The organism is Staphylococcus sp. HMSC14C01, assembly GCF_001808085.1.
In the GTDB taxonomy this organism is placed as follows: domain Bacteria; phylum Bacillota; class Bacilli; order Staphylococcales; family Staphylococcaceae; genus Staphylococcus; species Staphylococcus hominis.
In genome coordinates this window covers 54,427-74,013 of the sequence record NZ_KV792011.1, presented here as the reverse complement: position 1 = coordinate 74,013, position 19,587 = coordinate 54,427, and the positions used below count along the sequence as shown (strand labels likewise).

The following is a 19,587-nucleotide window of genomic DNA, read 5'->3' as shown; positions in this document are numbered from 1 at the left end:
TCTCTCTTACTCCTTTTAAAATTGTTCTAAAAATGCTTTAGCTTCTCGATTAATTTTTTTAAAATCAATACCTTGTTCCATCGCTGCAAATACACATCCGCAATAACATTGTCTAAATATATTATAATCATTACACATTTCTATAGACCGTTCGTAACCTTTATTTTTCTTAAAATCACTAGGTAAATAATATGTATTGTATAATCGTTGAACTTCCATACCGAGTTCGTTAATTAATTGAGCATTCTTTTTAGGAGATAATGTTAATGCACTACCGAAATAATCATATCCATACTTCACTGCTGCTTCTGCGACAAACTCTAAACGCATCTCAAAACACGCTGTACAACGTTTTCCACCTTCAGGTTCTTCAGTAAGACCACGCGATTTCGCCATCTTCATAAATTCATATGGCTGATAATCAGCTTCAATATATTTTACCGAATGTCCAGTCTTTTCATTAAACTCTTTTACAAATTGTGCTTGAACTTTGGCACGTCTTAAGTATTCATTTTTAGGATGAATATTAGGATTAGCGAAATAAATAGCAATATCTGCATACTGAGATAGATATTCTAATGTATATGTGCTACAAGGTGCACAACAACTATGTAATAAAATTTTAGGGCGAACGCCTTCACGCTCCCATTGATTAATCAGTTTTTTCAATACCCTATCATAATTGATTTTTTGATTTTTCATCTTCTTAATCATAGGTTCAGCATTTAACATTTCTCAATTCTCCTTATAAAATATTATATATTATTTTTAGTTTGGGACTTATACAATAAGGATATATCAGATACTATCGACTCACTATATCTTGAACTTTTTTAGTAGCCTCATCTTCTATTTCTTTGAAAATTTTTATTGCCTTATATATTTTTTATATTATTTCTTAAAGATGGTGATTGCTTAAATTCATTAATGACACGCGTATCACATTGAGTACATACATTTTAAATTGGAACAAGTTTACTTCCATAATGCTTACAATAAGCCACTAAAACCTCTTCCAAATAATCTACGTAGTACTCCAAAATCATCGAATTGACTAATTAACGATGATCCAAATAAATGTAATGCAAATCCAATAATAACGAAAAATATGATAACACCGTAAAAACTAGGGATACGTAATTTTCTATTGACACTATATTTAGCAATTAAATATATACATGATGTGAATAATAAGATAATCGAAAATACTCCTAATACCCCACTTAAAACATAAAGTTTTAAAAATAGTGAAATAAATCCTAATAAAAGTATAAGCACTGATAATGTATTCGTTAAAATAAAGTCTGATAAAAATTTTTTAATTTGAAAAGGTTGAAGTACAGTTAAACGTATCACTCCATAAGTAATAAAGAAAAGAATAGCTATAGCAATAGCGATGCCTAGTATTACTCTTAGAACAATAGTAAATACTCCTGAAACGATATAACCAAAACTATCTTCAATCATAAAATGAATAAAAAATCCTAAAATTAATAAGCCCACTATCACTAATGAAGCTAATAATGAATAACTAAATGCATGATGACTCTCAATGATTGTATCATGCCGTTTAAACACTTGTTTAAAGAATTTTTTACTTTCTTCGACAACAGATTTAACTTTTTGACTTGAAGCACCAGGATTACCATAACGTTGTTGATAAGATGTATAATCAGGTGCATCTTGCGTTTGAGATGACTCAATATTGTTGTATTGATTCACTGTAGGCTGTTCTTTTGATACAGCATTTGGCGAAGTAACAGAACTTGAAGTAGAATGATTTATACTTTTGTTTACATGACTATCCAAGTTTAATGATTCTGGTGTTATTGTAGATGGTGTAATCTGATCTAATTTCGTTCCACATTCTCCACAAAATAAATCTCCTTGTTGATATGACTGACCACAATTTGGACATTGCATCCTATATACCTCCATAAACATAAAATTCGAAATCATTATACCATTAAATTGAATTGCTTAAAATATTATTTTAATGAAATAAAAAAGTTCGAATCTTAAAAGATTCGAACTCTAATGATGATATATTATTCAGCTTCTCTAATTTCTGCATCGATATCTGCATAATCAATTTCAGTATTAGTGAATGTTTTATTATCGATTGGGAAGTGTTGTTCAAATGTTTCAAAGTTTTGAATTTCAACTTTTACATCATCTACTTCAAAATCTAAAATGTGTCCGCCGAAATTACGATCATCGTTGGCGAAATGAATATGGAAACCACCAGAACCAATACCATGGAATAATTCAGGTGTAAAGAAGCCAATCACTGTACCGTTAACATCTTCCTGAGTTTCTTCAGGTTGTCTACGTGCTGAATCAATTAATCTTGTATATGGTGGTTCTTGTTTTGGCATCATACGAACATGCATTTTTTTAAATTTACCAGTGATTTTTACTGCTGAGAATAAATTATCACTTAACATATGTTCTTTTACTTCATTTAATACTGTTTCAGAATCTTTATTAGAAGTTTTATAAGATTCATCTGCTTCAAATTTAGTAATTGTTGCAAAAGGTGTTAATTCATCACCTTTAAGTTTAACGAATTCTTTTTTTTCATTTGCATGGTAAGCTTCTCCATTAATGAAGATAACTTCACCGTCTGAACCTGTAAGTGTTGCTAGTCCTGAATCACCATGTTTTAATAATTCATCGATTGTTGCAGTTCCTTCTAATAAACCTGCCATCAATGTACCTAATGTACCATGTTGATATAATACGTGACCCATATTAATATTCACTCCTATTTTTTAGAAAATTAATTTAAAGAATCTGGTAACATATTTGTTGATAATTTAACATTATCTTTATAATTTACTGGAATATCAATTAAAACTGGTCCTTCTGTTTCGTAACCTTCTTTAATTGCAGCTTCAAGTTCTTCTGGACTTGTTACTCGGATACCTTTCGCTCCAAATGATTCTGCATATTTAACATAATCTACTGGACCAAATGCTACACCAGCTGCACGTTTATATTTCATTTCTTCTTGGAATTCAACCATGTTGTATTTACCATCATTCCAAATTAATTGAATGATATTTAATTTTTTACGTACAGCAGTTTCTAAATCTTGACCTGAGAATAAGAAACCACCATCACCAGCAACTGATACAACTTGTGTGTTTGGACGTACTAATGCAGCTGCTATAGCCCATGGTAACGCAACACCTAAAGTTTGCATACCGTTACTGAATAATAAGTGTCTTGGATTGTAACTTCTAAATTTACGAGCCATCCAAATATAGTGACTACCTACGTCTACTGTAACAGTTGTATCATCAGTTAACGTTTTTTGCATTGTATTGATAATTTCTACTGGATGTAAAATACCGTCTTCATGTTCATATTTAATGCCAGTAGCTTCGATAATATTTGCTCTTAATTCTTCTAAGTCATCTAAATGTTTTTGATCAATAATTGGTTCAGATACTTTTTCTGACATCATTTGAATTGTACCTGCAATATTACCTACTAATTCTTTTTTAGGACGTAAGTAATTTGTAATTTCAGCATGCACTTCGTCAATTGAGATAATTTCAGTATCTAATTCTTTATTCCAGTTACTTGCTTCGTATTCAATTGGATCATAACCGATTGCAACTACTAAATCAGCTTTTCTTAGTAATTCGTCACCCACTTGGTTACGGAATAAACCAACACGACCAAAGAAATGGTTTTCTAATTCACGACTAATCACACCAGCACCTTGGAAAGTTTCTACAACAGGTAAGCTTGTTTTTTCAACAAATTTACGAATTGCTTCTGTTTCTTTTTCACTAGAACTTCTCATACCTGCAAGTAATACAGGGAATTTAGCATCTTTAATCGCTTGAAGCACTTCATTCACTTCTTCATCTGCTGGTACCCCTAAATGAGGTTTTTCTGGTAAGTCGATTGCTTTACTTTGCACTTGAGATGAAATAACATCTTGTGGAATACTAATGAAACTTGCACCATTTTTACCAGAAGTTGCAGTGCGGATTGCATTTGTCATAACTTCAGATAATGATTCAGGATCTTGAACCTCTGCACTATATTTAGTTGATGATTTTAGTAACGCAGCATTATCTACAGCTTGGTGAGTAAGACGTAATAAATCATTTCGTTTAACTTGACCACCGATTGCTAATACAGGGTCACCTTCTGAAGTAGCTGTTAATAATCCAGTTGTTAAGTTACTTACCCCTGGACCACTTGTTACTAATGCAACACCAGGTTTACCTGTTAAACGTCCAATACCTTGTGCCATCATTGCAGCATTTTGTTCATGACGCGTAACGATAAGTTCTGGACCATCATCTTCTAACGCATTGAATAAATAGTCGATTTTTGCACCTGGAATACCAAATACATAATCCACATTATTATTTTTTAAAGTATCAATGACCATATCTGCAGCAGAATAGTTTTCTTTAGCCATTTTATATTCATATCCTTTCAAGTTTACATTTGTAATTTAAAGTTTTTATTTCAAAATTACTTTTCTATTTTTTTATACCCAATTAAAAAGAAGCCACACACATGTCTATTTTTTTAGGGAAAAAGAGGGAAAGACTTAGTCACATGTTAATTGCGGCTTCTTTATATTTAAATAACTTCAATTTTTAAAGTTGAAGTGTAACCTCAGTTAATTAGACATATTCAAATATGAGATGGGAGTTTTCTATTATATATGTCATGTTTAAGGGAATGATAGTAAGACATACTTATTAGAACATTTGAATACGTTGTAACTTTATTACGTTTCTTATTATAGTACGCATCGAAACATTAATAAAATACATATTTTCGATAGTAACCATTCCATATTGGAATAGGTCAATATACTTTAACCATTGTAAAATGACACAATTAAAAAGGTCTAATGACTTGACTTGTCTTCTATAATTATAGTGCCAATATTGATATAATTACTACTTTTTATATTTTTGGAGTAAATATACTCTTTTTTGTTGTTTTTATTTTAGATTTATCTGATATAATCAAATCTATCATTTAAATTTTCTAGTTATGTATTCTTGTTTGATTAAAAGTAAGAAAACTTGAAATTTTCAGAAATTTTAGACAAAATACCGTTCTTTTATGCTATGATAATAAATGTTATATAGCTAACAAGCTAATTAATTAAATTTTAAACTTATTAGTGGAGGTTCATAATTATGGCCAGTTTTTTCAAAAATTTTACTAGAAAAGAAGATCCCACTATCTATCAAAGTAAAGATGGACATTTAAAACGTACGTTACGTGTTAAAGATTTTCTTGCATTAGGTGTAGGTACTATTGTATCAACATCGATTTTCACACTACCTGGTGTAGTAGCAGCAGAGCATGCTGGTCCAGCCGTAGCTTTATCTTTCTTATTAGCTGCAATTGTTGCTGGTTTAGTTGCATTTTCATATGCTGAAATGGCTGCAGCCATGCCGTTTGCTGGTTCTGCATATTCTTGGATTAACGTTTTATTTGGTGAATTCTTTGGATGGGTAGCTGGTTGGGCATTACTTGCCGAATACTTTATTGCCGTTGCCTTTGTAGCTTCTGGTTTTTCAGCCAATTTAAGAGGACTTGTGTCTCCTTTAGGTATTGCGTTACCTAAGTCTTTATCTAACCCTTTTGGTGCAAATGGAGGAATTATAGACTTAGTTGCAGCAATTGTTATTATTTTAACTGCATTATTATTATCTCGTGGTATGAGTGAAGCTGCTCGTATCGAAAATATTCTTGTTATTTTAAAAGTTCTAGCGATTGTTTTATTCGTTATTGTTGGATTAACAGCAATTCAAGCAAGTAACTATGTTCCATTTATTCCTGAGCATAAAGTCACTGAAACTGGTGATTTTGGTGGATGGCAAGGTATTTATGCAGGGGTATCAATGATTTTCTTGGCATACATAGGGTTTGATTCAATTGCTGCCAACTCAGCTGAAGCTATTAATCCGCAAAAAACGATGCCACGTGGTATTTTAGGATCATTAATCATTGCGATTGTTTTATTCGTAGCTGTAGCTTTAGTATTAGTTGGTATGTTCCATTATTCAAAATATGCTGGGAATGCTGAACCTGTAGGTTGGGCCCTTCGTCAAAGTGGACATGGTGTAGTAGCAGCAGTAGTTCAAGCTATTTCAGTCATCGGTATGTTTACAGCATTAATCGGTATGATGTTAGCTGGTTCACGTTTACTTTATTCATTTGGTCGTGACGGATTATTACCTTCTTGGTTAGCCAAATTAAATGATAAACATTTACCTAATAGAGCGCTTGTTATTCTGACTGTTATCGGTGTTTTAATTGGTTCAATGTTCCCATTTGCTTTCTTAGCTCAATTAATTTCAGCAGGTACATTAATTGCATTTATGTTTGTATCTATTGCAATGTATAGTTTAAGAAAACGTGAAGGCAAAGATTTACCAGTTCCAGCATTTAAAGTACCGTTCTTCCCTGTATTACCTGTCATTACCTTTTTATTAGTCTTGCTTGTATTCTGGGGATTAAGTTTTGAAGCTAAACTTTATACATTAATCTGGTTCTTAGTTGGTATTGTTATTTATGTATTCTATGGTATTAAACATTCTAAAAAGAATGATGAAGATGATTATGTCGTACCAAAAGATTAAGATAATGAACTAACTTATATTTCTCATCTCCCCTTAAGAAACATTCAATTGTTTTTTTAGGGGAGTATACTGAAAAAGAGCAAGAAAAGACATTCACTTCACGTCTTTTCTTGCTCTTTTAATATATTTTACCAACCTTGTCCTTCTATACTATATTGATTTAAATCACCATCTTGTAGTGCTTGAAGCGCTTCTTCAATAACATCTAACGCTTTATCTAACTGTTCATAAGTAATAACGAGTGGTGGTTGAAAACGTAAGACGTTCCCAGCAACTGCAATAATCACTACACCATGTTCAAAACAGTAATTACAAATTTTCAATGCTTCTTCAGCAGCTCTTTCTTTTGACTGTTTGTCTTTAACAATATCAATTCCAATCGATAACCCAATACCGCGCACATCTCCTACGTAATCGTATTGATCTACCCATTGATTCATACGTTGACGCACGTAGTTTCCTTTTACAGAACTAGCTGTTAGTAAGTCGTCGTTTTCTATCATTTCAATCGTAGCAAGAGCCGCTTCACAACTTACTGGATTTGCCCCTGTCGTAAATAGATGTGCTGGTGCTTCAAGACTTTCAATAATTTCTTTTCGACCCACAATCGCTGACATTGGTAATCCACCTGCTAATGATTTACCAAATGTAATGAGATCTGGTGTAAAGTTAAAATGGTCCACAGAGCTCCAAGAACCTGTACGACCTAATCCTTGTTGGATATCATCAACGGCAATTAAAATGCCGTATTCGCGACATAACGTTTCAAGTGCTTCAAAATAGCCCTCTACTGGTTCTAATAGTCCGCCATCTCCTTGAATCGTTTCTAACACGATACAAGCTACTTCCTCAGCTGGAACATATTTAGCAAACATCTCTTTTAATGGCGCTAAATATTCTTCAACAGTATTTGATTTAGATTGTTCAAACATCCCTCTGTATTTATCTGGAAATGGAATATGATAAAATCCATTTAATAATGGGCCATAATGTTTACGCATATTTAAACTGATAGCCGACATTGATAACGCTCCAAATGTAGAGCCATGATAAGCATTTGTAAAGCTGATAATATAGGGTCGTCCCGTATAAGCACGTGCAAATTTGATAATACCATCATTCGCATCCGAACCACTCAAACCAAATGTGACACGTTTTTCATAATCACCTGGCGCAATATCGCATAACTTTTTAGACAGTTTCACTAAAGGCTCGTGATACATATATGCGGGGGTATAATGAATAAATTTATCTACTTGCTTTTTAATCGCCTCTGCTACCTGTTGTGGTGCATGACCCACATTTTGTGAGCTTGCACTAGCTAACAAATCGATGTATTCTTTTCCATCTATATCTACTAAAGTTGCTCCATATCCATGATCAATCACTAATGGATAATATTTTATACGTCCTGAAGTAGCAAAATACTTGCTCTCTTCTTTTATCATATCCTCTGCTTTACTCAAATTGACTCATCCTCTCCCAAAGTATCAACAACTTATATCTAACTTTCTTTATTGACTTCAATTCTTGTGATAATAATCAATATCTTACTAATAATTGTCAGATTTGTAAATATTTTCAGAAAAATTAAAATATATTGTTTCTATCTTTTAAACAATGATAAATATAAATCATAAAAGGCCTCTAATAGAGACCTTTTATGACTTATTTGTTTTCGTATGGAATAACATCATCGCCATATTCTTTTTTAATATACGCTTTGATTTCTTTAGATTGCATAACTTTTAATAATGTTTGGAATTTTTCATCATTTTTATGACCTTCTTGCACGGCAATCGTATTCGCAAATGGTGATGATTTACCTTCCATAACAATAGCATCTTTAGACGGTTTTAAACCATTATCAAGCGCATAGTTTGAATTTATAATTACTGCAGCTCCTTCACCATTCTCATATGTTTTTGGTAAAAACTCTGCCCCTTGTTGATGGTTAAATTTCAAGTGTTTTTTATTTTCAGCAATATCTTCAAATTTTGCATTTTCAATTTTAACGCCTTTTTTTAATTTAATTAATCCTTCATTAACAAAGAAAGATAGAAAACGTCCTTCTTCTGCAGGATTATTAGAAACGTAAATCGTCGATCCATCTGGAATGTCTTTTAAATTTTTATATTTTTTACTATATACACCCATAGGCGTTGTAAACACTTTACCTAATTCTTCAATTTTATAACCATGACTTTTCTTTTCAGCATTCAAGTATGGAACGTGTTGGAAGAAGTTCGCATCAACATCGCCTTTATCTAATAATTTATTAGGCACCTTATAATCATTAACTTCTTTGACTTCTAGATCATATCCTTTTTTCTTCATTTCTTCTTTAGCTTTTTTCAACACATCACCATGAGGTGCTGGCGACGCTGCTACGGTAATTTTTTTATTATCTTCTTTCTGATTTCCACAAGCCGTTAGCGTAATCATTACTAATACAATACTGATCATACCTATTAATTTTTTCATATGTATTGACACCTTTTTATAAATTTTCAACTCTCATTTACTCTTACTAGATATGTTAAGACATAAAAAAATACTTTCTACTATTAAGAGAAAGCATCGATACACTTTCTCTCATCTTCTAAAGTATGATTAACTTTATGTGAATTAGCACCATGTCATACCATGACGGTTGCTGGGTTTCGTAGGGCACATCCCTCCACCACTCTTGATAAGAGTTAATAGATTATTGAATTATTAATAACTTATCATTGATTTAAACGTTGGTCAATATGTTTTTTTAATATTCTAAAAATTTAAAAAGTGTTAAACCTAATATTTCAGGGAATATTCTTATACTATGTATATAAGAAGGAGGGAAATTATGATCCGTTATTTTTATCATTGTCTTAGTGCTTTAGTTATAAGTATCATCTTATTAATTACAATGGCTATAATGGATGTCTTAGTTCAATCGACTCATCTTACTTTATTGTTAATTAATATTGATTTCTTAATTGACCCAAGCAAAACGCCGTTATTATTAGAACTAGCTATTCATATTTTTATAGGATGGTTAATATATTTTATTTTCTTACTTATTTATCTTGTCTTTAAACCATTATATAAACTAAGTTATGTCTTATTAATGATTGTTTTTGTCTCTCTTTATCCGTCACTCATCGCTATGGCAAAGCGTTCATTCTTTCACTTTAGCTGGACAGAATACGGTTTATGGATGATTGCTCATATTATTTTTATGATTTTAATGGCTTGTTCCATTTCATATTTTTCTAAAAAGAAATATTAATACCTTATATAAATCATGTGATAAATATTGATTTAATGTTTACAAAACATTTATTCTTTAATTTAAGTTAAAGATTTATTATGATTTTTTTTAAAACCCTGTTTCTGATCTATTCAAATGCTACACTCTAGTTGTAATTGATCATGAATGAAATGGGGTTTTCATTATGAAGAAAGTATCTTTCATCGCATCTACACTTTTAACAAGTACAATGCTACTTACAACGACTCAATCTGTAGAAGCACATACTGCTGACTTAGTGACTAAAGAAAATGCTAAACAAATTGCTACAGATGCATTATCTAATAGTGGAGGTAATCCAAATCTACAACGACTTGGTCGTACTGTTGACAAAGGCGCATACTTTGAAATTATAAGTCATAATAGATTAAATGAAGGCAGTGGAATGTATAAAGTTTATAAAAATGGCGAAGTTGAGTACAAAAATGGTACATATAGTGACTTTAATCAACTTCAAGATACACGTATTCATGCAGAATCAGGTATCGCTAAAGCTGCTCAAACACCTTCCTCTTCTAATGATAAACAAGTTAATTCTGTTGATTGTGCACGTGAACTCAATCGTTATTATGTAGGAACGGTTGCTTCTTCTGAGGTGCCATCCTCTAAGTCACTTAAAAATACTCAAACATCACAATCTTCTGTTAAAACACTCCCAAGTACTGGAGACGATACACAACAACACTCAACTCAACTTTTAGCCTCACTTCTATTAGTTATGGGAATTTCATTATTACTAAAACGAAAACATCATAGTCATTCTTATTGATCTACTAAACATTTTTAATAAATAAAAAAGGAGTGAGTCAACAAATTCTGACTCACTCCTTTCATTTAAATAATTTTACAAGAAAAATCATTTCTATACTAAATTAATACACGAGAAACGGTCTCCATATTATTTATTTTTATTATCTGCTTGTTCATTATCTTGACTATCAGAATGTTGATCATCTTTGTTTTTAGTTTGTTCTACTCCTTCAGGATCTTGTTCTTTAGCATTGCCTTTTTTAGGATTATAATTAACGCCTTCTGTATAATCATTACCTGCATTCCATAATAAGAACTCATTCACGCCGTTATCTTTTAAAGCTTGAACTTCTTCAGATATCGCTTTTGCATCATATTCAATATAATTACCAGCACCTAAATATGAAGCAGTAAAGTCTTGAATCCATGGTCTTGAAATAGGCTTATCTTTACCTAATGTATCTAATAAACTGTTTTCTTTTTGAATATAGCGATTAACTGTTTTATATGGTTCAGTATCTGGTGCCTGTAAACCGAAATCTCCATTACTCCAATGAGATGGATAAATCATTGATGAAATGGCATCTACATTTTTAGAAATTTTAGGGAAGCTTTGACCAATACCAGGTGCATTTTCAACTAATGCGGAATAACCAAATACATCAGCTGACACATTGACTCCCATTGGTTTTAATTCTTTATTTGCGTATTCTAAGAATTTAGTAATTGTATCCACACGTTGATCGCCTGAACTCATCTTACTATTTTTATATTCACCTTTATTATAAGTTAAGCTATCTGCTTGATTTTCAAATCCTTCTGGGAAGCGTACATAGTCAAATTGAATATCTTGGAAGCCTGCTTTTGCAGCTGCTTTTGCAACATCAATATCATACTTCCATACTTCTTTCATAAATGGATTAACAAAGCTATCCCCTTTACCATTTGTCCAAACAGAACCATCACTATTTCTGAATGTCCATTCAGGGTGTTCATTTGCTAATTTTGTATCTTTAAATGTCACAATACGTGCAATTGGATAAATATTATTATCATGTAGTTTTTTTAATAATTTTTTACCATCTACAATATCAAGCGTATTTTTATCCACTTGTTTATTGCCTGTATTTAATTTCATAGTAATGTTACCTGTATCATCTTTCACATCGATAACCATGGTATTTAAATTAGAATCTTTGATGAATTTAACTAACTCATCCATTTTAGCACCCTGTGTAGAATTACTTGTTACATAAATCCCTTTAACACCATCTTTAGGATACTCTACTTTATTTTCATTTGTATTTTTATCATTATTCTTTTTCAATGCATCACTTTGACTATTACCACTTTGATTACTAGATTGCTCATTTTTCTGATTTCCATCTTTTTGTCCACTATCAGATGCATTATCTCCGTTACTACAAGCAGCCAGTAATAGAGCACTTGTTGTTAATACAGCAAAAATTTTATTTTTCTTCATTACTGTTCCTCCAAGAAAGTATATAAGTATTAATTAAGAACTTAGTTATAATATATAAGCGATTTAAAAATAAAGACTAATTTCAATTAATAAGAACTTAACTTATTTTAGAATAGCATATTTCAACAAAAAATATACGATACACTAAAGTTTTATAAAATATTCTATTTAATATTTACATATATTAAAATTTTAAATAAATTAGTTTATATTTCTTAAAGAAGACGCAAAGATAATGCTTGAGAATCATCGATTATCCACTGAACATTTGGTATTGATCTTTTCATTTGTTGCATGATAAATTGCTCATTATTTTTAGGAAAATCCCAAATGTACTTAATAAATTCAAAACTTAATGTTTTAGGATTTCCTCCGATATGTTCTCTGTTAAATAATGAATATATGTAACGCTTGATTACTCTAACTATACATTTTACTCTTGGTTCTTTAATCCATATTACTTTAGTTGCATATTTTAATCTCATACTAAGTGTACTAGAATAATTTCCATCAATAATCCATTCCTCTTTGACTACAATAGATTCAAGTTTTTGTTTTAATTCTTCAAAAGTAATGACATTTTTATTATTAAGCCATTGAATTTGATCAATATGGTAAAGTGGCAGTTGATATTTTAAGTGTAGTTGATATGCCAATGTTGATTTTCCAGAACCAGGGCTACCAATAACTAATATGCGTTGCTTCATAACAGTCCCCTTTGAATATGTTTGACTGTTTACATTAAATGTATAAAATACGGTAATTTCATAAAATTGTAAATTGTTAATTAAGAAAATTCAATAATTAATTACTTTATACTTGAGAATATTATTGTTTTTTACGATAATGATATTGAAAGTTATTAAAGGAGTGAAAAGCATAATGAATAAAGAACAATTAGAAAAAGTAAGTAATGGGAAAGGATTCATCGCTGCATTAGACCAAAGTGGTGGTAGTACTCCAAAAGCATTAAAAGAATATGGTGTAAACGAAGATCAATACAGCAATGATGACGAAATGTTCCAACTTGTACATGATATGCGTACACGTGTTGTCACTTCACCTTCATTTACTTCAGATAAAATTTTAGGTGCGATTCTATTTGAACAAACTATGGATCGTGAAGTTGAAGGTAAATATACTGGTGACTACTTAGCTGATAAAGGTGTCGTTCCTTTCTTAAAAGTCGACAAAGGTTTAGCTGAAGAGCAAAATGGTGTTCAATTAATGAAACCTATCGACAACTTAGATGAAACTTTAGACCGTGCAGTTGAACGTCATATCTTCGGTACTAAAATGCGTTCTAACATCTTAGAATTAAATGAACAAGGTATCAAAGACGTTGTTGAACAACAATTTGAATTCGCTAAAAAAATCATTGCTAAAGGTTTAGTACCTATCATTGAACCTGAAGTAAACATTAACGCTAAAGACAAAGCTGAAATCGAAGAAGTATTAAAAGCTGAACTTAAAAAAGGCTTAGATTCTTTAAATGATGATCAATTAGTAATGTTAAAATTAACTATCCCTACTAAAGCTAACTTATACAAAGAATTAGCTGATCATCCAAATGTTGTTCGTGTTGTTGTATTATCTGGTGGTTACAGCAGAGACGAAGCAAACAAATTATTAAAAGACAATGATGAATTAATTGCAAGCTTCTCACGTGCATTAGCAAGTGATTTACGTGCAAGCCAATCAAAAGAAGAATTTGATAAAGCTTTAGGCGATGCAGTAGATTCAATCTACGATGCTTCAGTAAACAAAAACTAAAACTATGATTAAAAGCCGACTGATTTAAAGAAATCAGTCGGCTTTTTATTATACATTACATTCGAATATGTAATTATGTTCTCCAAACACTTCTCCTACTTGATTAAAGAAATTATCAAACATTTTATTTGCACTTTTACTGAACAATTCTTCTAAACTTATTTGAGATTTTTTCGTACTTCATTCTCTTATTCTATTTATAATCATCGTTTTTTCAAGCTAACTGCTAAAATTAATTACTAAACATCTTATCGTTCGTTTTTTTAATCTTTCTATACAAACGACTCATTTTCAATTTATAAAAAAATCAGCAAAGTCAAAGACTTTGCTGATATATCTAATTGAGACTATTTAGTATTTTCGTAGAAACCTAATTCTAATTGTTTAGATGTTAAACGACGAGTTTTTCTCATTAAGTCAACATCATGAATTAATGATTCACCATATGAAGGAATCATTTTTTTGATTTTTGGTTTCCATTCATCTAAATATTGCTCGAAGTTTCTTTCGATAACTTCTAACGCTACTGAAACTGATGTAGAAGCCCCTGGTGATTCACCAAGTAAAGCAATGATAGAGTGGTCTTTAGAGTCAACCACTTCTGTACCGAATTGGATGAATCCTTTACCTTCTTTTTCATCATCTTTAATAACTTGTACACGTGTACCAGCAGTATATACTTGCCAATCTTCATCACGAGCTTCAGGGTAGAACGTACGTAAGTGGTTCATACAACCTTCTTTAGTCATGATGATTTGGTCAAATGAATATTTAAGTAATGACATATTCTTAACTGCTGCAGCTAATAAAGTAGTGATATTGTGTGGTTTAACTGATTTGAATAAATCTAAGTTAGAACCGTGAATTAAGAATTTAGGGCCAACATTTGCGAATGGTCCGAATAATAATGTTCTTTCGCCATCGATATAACGAGTATCTAAGTGAGGAACAGTCATTGGTGGTGTGCCAGGTGGCTCTTTACCATAAACTTTCGCATCATGTTGTTCGATAACTTCTGGGTTTGTACAAGCGATAAATTGACCAATGATTGGGAAACCACCGATATGTTTACCTTCTTCGATACCAGTTTTTTGTAATAATGGAATAGATCCACCACCAGCACCGATGAATACATGGTCAGCTTCTTTAGTAAAGACTTTATTGTTAGCTAAGTCTTTAATTTTAACTTGCCATTTACCGTTAGATAAACGTTTGAAGTCTTGTACTTCATGATTATAGTTGACGTTTACGTTTGAATCGTCGTTTTGTAAGTTATGTGCCATTTTACGAGTTAATTCACCGTAGTTAACGTCAGTACCTTCGTCGATTTTACTAGCAGCCATTAAGCCATCATCGAAACGACCTTGCATCATTAATGGAATCCATTTTCTCATTACTTCGATGTCTTCAGTGTATTCGATATCATCGAACATAGGGAAATCTTTCATTTTTTCGTAACGTTCTTTTAGGAATTGAACGTTGTTTTTACCACGTACGAAACTGATATGTGGTAAAGGATGAATGAAATCTCTAGGATCTTTAATTTGTCCTGATTCTACTAAATGACCCCAAAATTGTTTAGAAATTTCAAATTGTTCGTTAATTTCTTTTGCTTTTTCAATGTCTATCGTACCATCTGGTTGTCTTACAGTATAGTTTAATTCACATAATGCAGCGTGACCAGTACCAGCATTGTTACGTTCATTTGAACTTTCGATACCTGGACGATCTAAACGTTCATAAAGATCGATGTTCCAGTTAGGTACAAGTTCATTGAACATAGATGCAACTGTTGTACTAATTACACCAGCACCGACAATAATCATATCTTTTGATTCTGTCATGTTTGTACACCTCTCCAAAAATTATGTTTCACAATATATTATAATTACCTGTTGCTCTTGTTTCCCTAATATCTAGTAATCAATATATTGTTTTAGTAATGTGTTAAGTCTTTCATTACTATGTTAAAACAAATATAGTCAATTGTAAATCAGAAAAACTTAAATATTCGAATTAATGAATTCATTATCATTAAATTAAGCAAAAAATTTATCAATATAAGTTAAATAGTAAGAATAGTTGAATGATCAAAGTTTTATTATAACATGATGTCATTACAATCACTTAATGATTTACTTACAACCTTATATAATGATTATTTATTATTTTGTAAAAACTTTTCAATATAAAAAGCTGATTCTTCAATTGATTTATACTCAGTATTAATCACTGTAGCATTTAATTTTTTAAATACTTCTTCTGCATAACTGAGTTCTTCTTTTATACGATTTAAATTATTATATTGAGACTCTTTCGACAAACCTAATGTTTCAGCACGACTTTTTCGTATATTTGCAATATACTGTGGACTTGCAGTTAATCCAAATACTTGTAACCCTTTTTGCTTAAAAACACTGTCTGGAATACTAACTTCAGGTACTAAAGGAATGTTTGCTATTTTGTAGCCTTTATTCGCTAAATACATACTTAATGGTGTCTTTGAAGTACGTGATACCCCTACAATCAACGCATCCGCTTCGCCTATATCAGAAAAATGCTTACCATCATCATATTTAACTGAATATTCAATCGCTTCAATACGCTTAAAATAAGCTTCATTTAACTTTCTTAACGCACCACTTTCCATCAATGGTTTTTCACCTGTCACGTGTTCAATAATGCTAATTAAATCAGACATATAATCTACATATGGGATATGATGTTCTCTAGCAAATTCGTGACCAAGTGCATTAAATGATTCACTTACTAATGTCGTAGCTACTATTGCGTGGTGTTCTTTCGCTAAATTTAATATATTTAAAAATTCTTCCTCATCTTTAATATAAGGAAATTTTTTTATTTCTACATTATTTAAATCTGGAAACTGGGTTAAAGTTGCATGAATCATACGTTGAGCAGTTTCTCCAATTGAATCTGAAACAATAAATAATTTTAAATTATGTGCTTGTGACTCGACTTCATTCATTTTTGATTACTCACTTTCCTCCACTTGACTCTGAGCAGTCGCTAAAATTGCTCCTGGAATTCGGAATGGTGAACATGATACATAATCAATTGGTAAGTGATTGAAATAATGAATAGATTTTGCATCTCCACCTAATTCACCACATACACCAATCTTAATATTTTCGTTCACTTTCTTTGCCTGTTTAACTGCCATTTCAATTAGTTTTCCAACGCCATCTTCATCTAATGTTTGGAACGGGTCAAGTTTCAATATATTTCTTTCAGTATACACATTTATAAACTTCCCTGCATCATCTCTAGAAAAACCAAATGACAATTGTGTTAAATCGTTCGTACCAAAGCTGAAGAAATCACAATATTTTGCTAATTCGTCTGAAATAAGACATGCACGAGGCGTTTCGATCATTGTTCCCATTGAGTAATCTACGCTTTCTTGATGTTGTTTTTCTAATTGATCAATAGTCTTAACAAGGTTTTCTTTTAAAGTAGTAAATTCTTCGACTGTAGACACTAACGGAATCATAATTTCTGGTTTACACTGAATGCCTTCTTCTTTTAATTTAAATACACTTTCAATAATCGCTTCTACTTGCATTTCATATAACTCAGGGTATGTGATGGCTAAACGACAACCACGATGTCCAAGCATTGGATTCACTTCGTTTAAATCCACAATGCGTTTATCTAATGTTTCCTTTGAAATATTTAATTGCTTCGCAACATTCGCAATATCCTCTTCAGAATGTGGTAAGAACTCATGCAATGGCGGATCAAGTAAACGTACTATTGTAGGATGTTCACCTGATAATTTAAAAATTTCTTTAAAGTCTTCTACTTGATATTGTTTAATATGATTAAGTGCTTCGAGACGGTCTTCACGAGAGGATGATAAGATGAAACGTCTCATCTCTACTAGTCGCTCAGCCCCAAAGAACATATGCTCTGTACGTACTAATCCGATGCCTTTAGCACCAAATTGGTAACCCACTTTAATATCTTGAGGTGTTTCTGCATTCATACGTACTTTTAAACGAGCTGTCTTTTCTGACCACTCCATAAATTGATTGAATGACTCGCTATGCTCAGCATTGACTGTTTTAATCTCACCTAAATAAATGTCACCTTCTGAACCATCAACTGAAACCATATCTCCTTCATGTAGTGTTTGATTGCCATAGTATACCGTCTTAGCACTCGTATTAATTTCTAAATCAGAACATCCTGTCACACAACATTTACCCATTCCACGAGCTACAACTGCTGCATGAGACGTCATGCCACCATGTGTGGTTACAATCGCTTCACTTGCAATCATACCTTCAATATCTTCAGGAGACGTTTCTGGTCTCATCAAGATCACTTTTTTACCTTGATCTGATTGTGCTTTCGCCTCTTCAGCAGTAAATACAATTTGACCTGTTGCAGCACCTGGACTCGCAGGTAATCCCATTTTAGATACAACTGTTGCTTCTTTTAATGAAGACTCATCGAAATTAGGATGCAACAGTTGATCAATTGATTTTACTTCAACTTTTTTCATTGCTTCTTTTTTAGTAATAATACCTTCATTCACTAAATCTACAGCAATTTGAATAGCTGCACGTGCTGTACGTTTACCATTACGAGTTTGGAGTAAATATAATTGTCCATTTTCAATTGTAAATTCAATATCTTGCATATCTTTATAGTGTTTTTCTAATTGTTTTGTCACATCTACAAATGCTTGATGAACCTCTGGCATTTGATCATGTAATGTTGAGATATCTTTAGGTGTACGAATACCAGCAACAACATCTTCTCCTTGTGCATTAAGTAAATATTCACCAAATAATTTATTTTCGCCAGTCACTGGATTACGCGTAAAAGCAACACCTGTTCCACTATTATCTCCACTATTACCGAAAACCATTTCTTGGATATTTACTGCTGTGCCGATGTCATGTGGAATATCATTTAAATCTCGGTAAATACGAGCACGATCATTATCCCAAGATTTAAATACAGCTTCTATAGCTTCTTCCAGTTGTTTCAAAGGCTCTTGTGGGAAAGGTTTATGTACTTCTTCTACATATATTTCCTTAAAGCGCTTACAAATTTCTTTTAAACCCTCTGCACTAATGGCAGCGTCATTCTCAAAATGATGTTGTTTTTTATACTGTTCGAAATATGTATCAAATGCTTGCATAGGTACACTATATACGACTTCACCAAACATTTGTAATAAACGACGATAACAGTCATAAGCAAAACGTTTATCCCCAGTTTTTTTAGCTAATTTTTCTACATTCTCATCATTTAAGCCCAAGTTTAATATTGTATCCATCATTCCTGGCATAGAAATTTTTGCACCACTTCTTACAGAAACAAGTAATAAATTAGTATCAGAAGAGAATATTTTTCCGGTTCTCTCTGAAAATGAAGCCAAGTGATCAATTAATTCTGTTTTGATGTCAGTAGATAATGACTTACCTTGTTTTAAATACTCAATACATGCTGTTGTGGTAATGGTGAAACCATCTGGTACAGGTAAACCTAAGCGTTTCATTTCAGATAGATTAGCTCCTTTACCTCCCAATACATCTCTCATTGATTTTTGTCCTTCATCAAACGCATAAATATATTTAGTCATTATAAATCACCTCAAATTTTTATTATGTCAT

15 protein-coding genes and 1 riboswitch are annotated in these 19,587 nt (G+C 31.8%); of the genes, 4 read left to right on the top strand and 11 right to left on the bottom strand.

From position 1 onward, the window contains the following. Positions 1-15 precede the first annotated feature (15 nt). From HMPREF3131_RS00745 to alsS, 4 genes are all read right to left on the bottom strand, one after another. Positions 16-732 (bottom strand): epoxyqueuosine reductase QueH, encoded by a 717-nt coding sequence (locus HMPREF3131_RS00745; RefSeq protein WP_061544254.1) that lies wholly within the window; start codon positions 730-732, stop codon positions 16-18. 258 nt (positions 733-990) lie between these two features. Next, positions 991-1,923, bottom strand: coding sequence for a zinc ribbon domain-containing protein (locus HMPREF3131_RS00740; protein ID WP_061544255.1), 933 nt, complete (start codon positions 1,921-1,923; stop codon positions 991-993). A 125-nt stretch (positions 1,924-2,048) separates the two neighbouring features. Continuing rightward, entirely contained in the window at positions 2,049-2,753 is a 705-nt protein-coding gene (gene budA / locus HMPREF3131_RS00735) for an acetolactate decarboxylase (protein WP_061544256.1), read from the bottom strand. Positions 2,754-2,782: 29 nt separating this feature from the next. Continuing rightward, a complete protein-coding gene (alsS, locus tag HMPREF3131_RS00730) occupies positions 2,783-4,447 on the bottom strand; it encodes an acetolactate synthase AlsS (protein ID WP_070436337.1) in 1,665 nt (554 codons plus the stop codon). 739 nt (positions 4,448-5,186) lie between these two features. Here alsS and HMPREF3131_RS00725 point away from each other — a divergent pair. After that, on the top strand, positions 5,187-6,638 hold the full coding sequence (locus HMPREF3131_RS00725; protein WP_049416411.1) for an APC family permease: 1,452 nt from the start codon (positions 5,187-5,189) through the stop codon (positions 6,636-6,638). Positions 6,639-6,766: 128 nt separating this feature from the next. On the opposite strand, the gene HMPREF3131_RS00720 is transcribed toward HMPREF3131_RS00725, so the two are convergent. Both HMPREF3131_RS00720 and HMPREF3131_RS00715 read right to left on the bottom strand, forming a co-directional pair. Then, positions 6,767-8,104 (bottom strand): aspartate aminotransferase family protein, encoded by a 1,338-nt coding sequence (locus HMPREF3131_RS00720; RefSeq protein WP_070436336.1) that lies wholly within the window; start codon positions 8,102-8,104, stop codon positions 6,767-6,769. Between the two features lie 202 nt (positions 8,105-8,306). Further along, a complete protein-coding gene (locus HMPREF3131_RS00715) occupies positions 8,307-9,122 on the bottom strand; it encodes a MetQ/NlpA family ABC transporter substrate-binding protein (protein WP_070436335.1) in 816 nt (271 codons plus the stop codon). 108 nt (positions 9,123-9,230) lie between these two features. Further along, a riboswitch (SAM riboswitch) is annotated at positions 9,231-9,337 on the bottom strand. A gap of 146 nt (positions 9,338-9,483) precedes the next feature. On the opposite strand from HMPREF3131_RS00715, the gene HMPREF3131_RS00710 reads away from it, so the two are divergent. Both HMPREF3131_RS00710 and HMPREF3131_RS00705 read left to right on the top strand, forming a co-directional pair. Then, positions 9,484-9,909: a hypothetical protein gene (locus HMPREF3131_RS00710; protein ID WP_070436334.1), complete on the top strand. Its 426-nt coding sequence runs from the start codon at positions 9,484-9,486 to the stop codon at positions 9,907-9,909. A 166-nt stretch (positions 9,910-10,075) separates the two neighbouring features. Beyond that, positions 10,076-10,699 carry an LPXTG cell wall anchor domain-containing protein gene (locus tag HMPREF3131_RS00705; RefSeq protein ID WP_070436333.1) on the top strand — a complete coding sequence of 208 codons (624 nt, stop codon included), beginning with the start codon at positions 10,076-10,078 and terminating at the stop codon, positions 10,697-10,699. Positions 10,700-10,828: 129 nt separating this feature from the next. Here the strand turns inward: HMPREF3131_RS00705 and HMPREF3131_RS00700 are convergent, their stop codons facing one another. After that, on the bottom strand, positions 10,829-12,163 hold the full coding sequence (locus HMPREF3131_RS00700) for a putative glycoside hydrolase (protein ID WP_070436332.1): 1,335 nt from the start codon (positions 12,161-12,163) through the stop codon (positions 10,829-10,831). A 215-nt stretch (positions 12,164-12,378) separates the two neighbouring features. Beyond that, positions 12,379-12,870: a P-loop NTPase family protein gene (locus HMPREF3131_RS00695; protein WP_070436331.1), complete on the bottom strand. Its 492-nt coding sequence runs from the start codon at positions 12,868-12,870 to the stop codon at positions 12,379-12,381. 175 nt (positions 12,871-13,045) lie between these two features. Here HMPREF3131_RS00695 and HMPREF3131_RS00690 point away from each other — a divergent pair, with 175 nt between their 5' ends. Beyond that, positions 13,046-13,936, top strand: a complete 891-nt coding sequence (locus HMPREF3131_RS00690) for a fructose bisphosphate aldolase (RefSeq protein WP_070436330.1) — start codon at positions 13,046-13,048, stop codon at positions 13,934-13,936. 347 nt (positions 13,937-14,283) lie between these two features. Here the strand turns inward: HMPREF3131_RS00690 and lqo are convergent, their stop codons facing one another. The 3 genes from lqo to ppdK all read right to left on the bottom strand — a co-directional run bounded on the left by lqo (position 14,284) and on the right by ppdK (position 19,556). Then, a complete protein-coding gene (lqo, locus tag HMPREF3131_RS00685) occupies positions 14,284-15,780 on the bottom strand; it encodes an L-lactate dehydrogenase (quinone) (protein WP_070436329.1) in 1,497 nt (498 codons plus the stop codon). A 314-nt stretch (positions 15,781-16,094) separates the two neighbouring features. Continuing rightward, complete coding sequence (locus HMPREF3131_RS00680; RefSeq protein ID WP_017175436.1) at positions 16,095-16,925, bottom strand: pyruvate, water dikinase regulatory protein; 831 nt, start codon at positions 16,923-16,925, stop codon at positions 16,095-16,097. Between the two features lie 6 nt (positions 16,926-16,931). Beyond that, positions 16,932-19,556 (bottom strand): pyruvate, phosphate dikinase, encoded by a 2,625-nt coding sequence (ppdK, locus tag HMPREF3131_RS00675; RefSeq protein ID WP_017175437.1) that lies wholly within the window; start codon positions 19,554-19,556, stop codon positions 16,932-16,934. Positions 19,557-19,587: the final 31 nt, after the last annotated feature.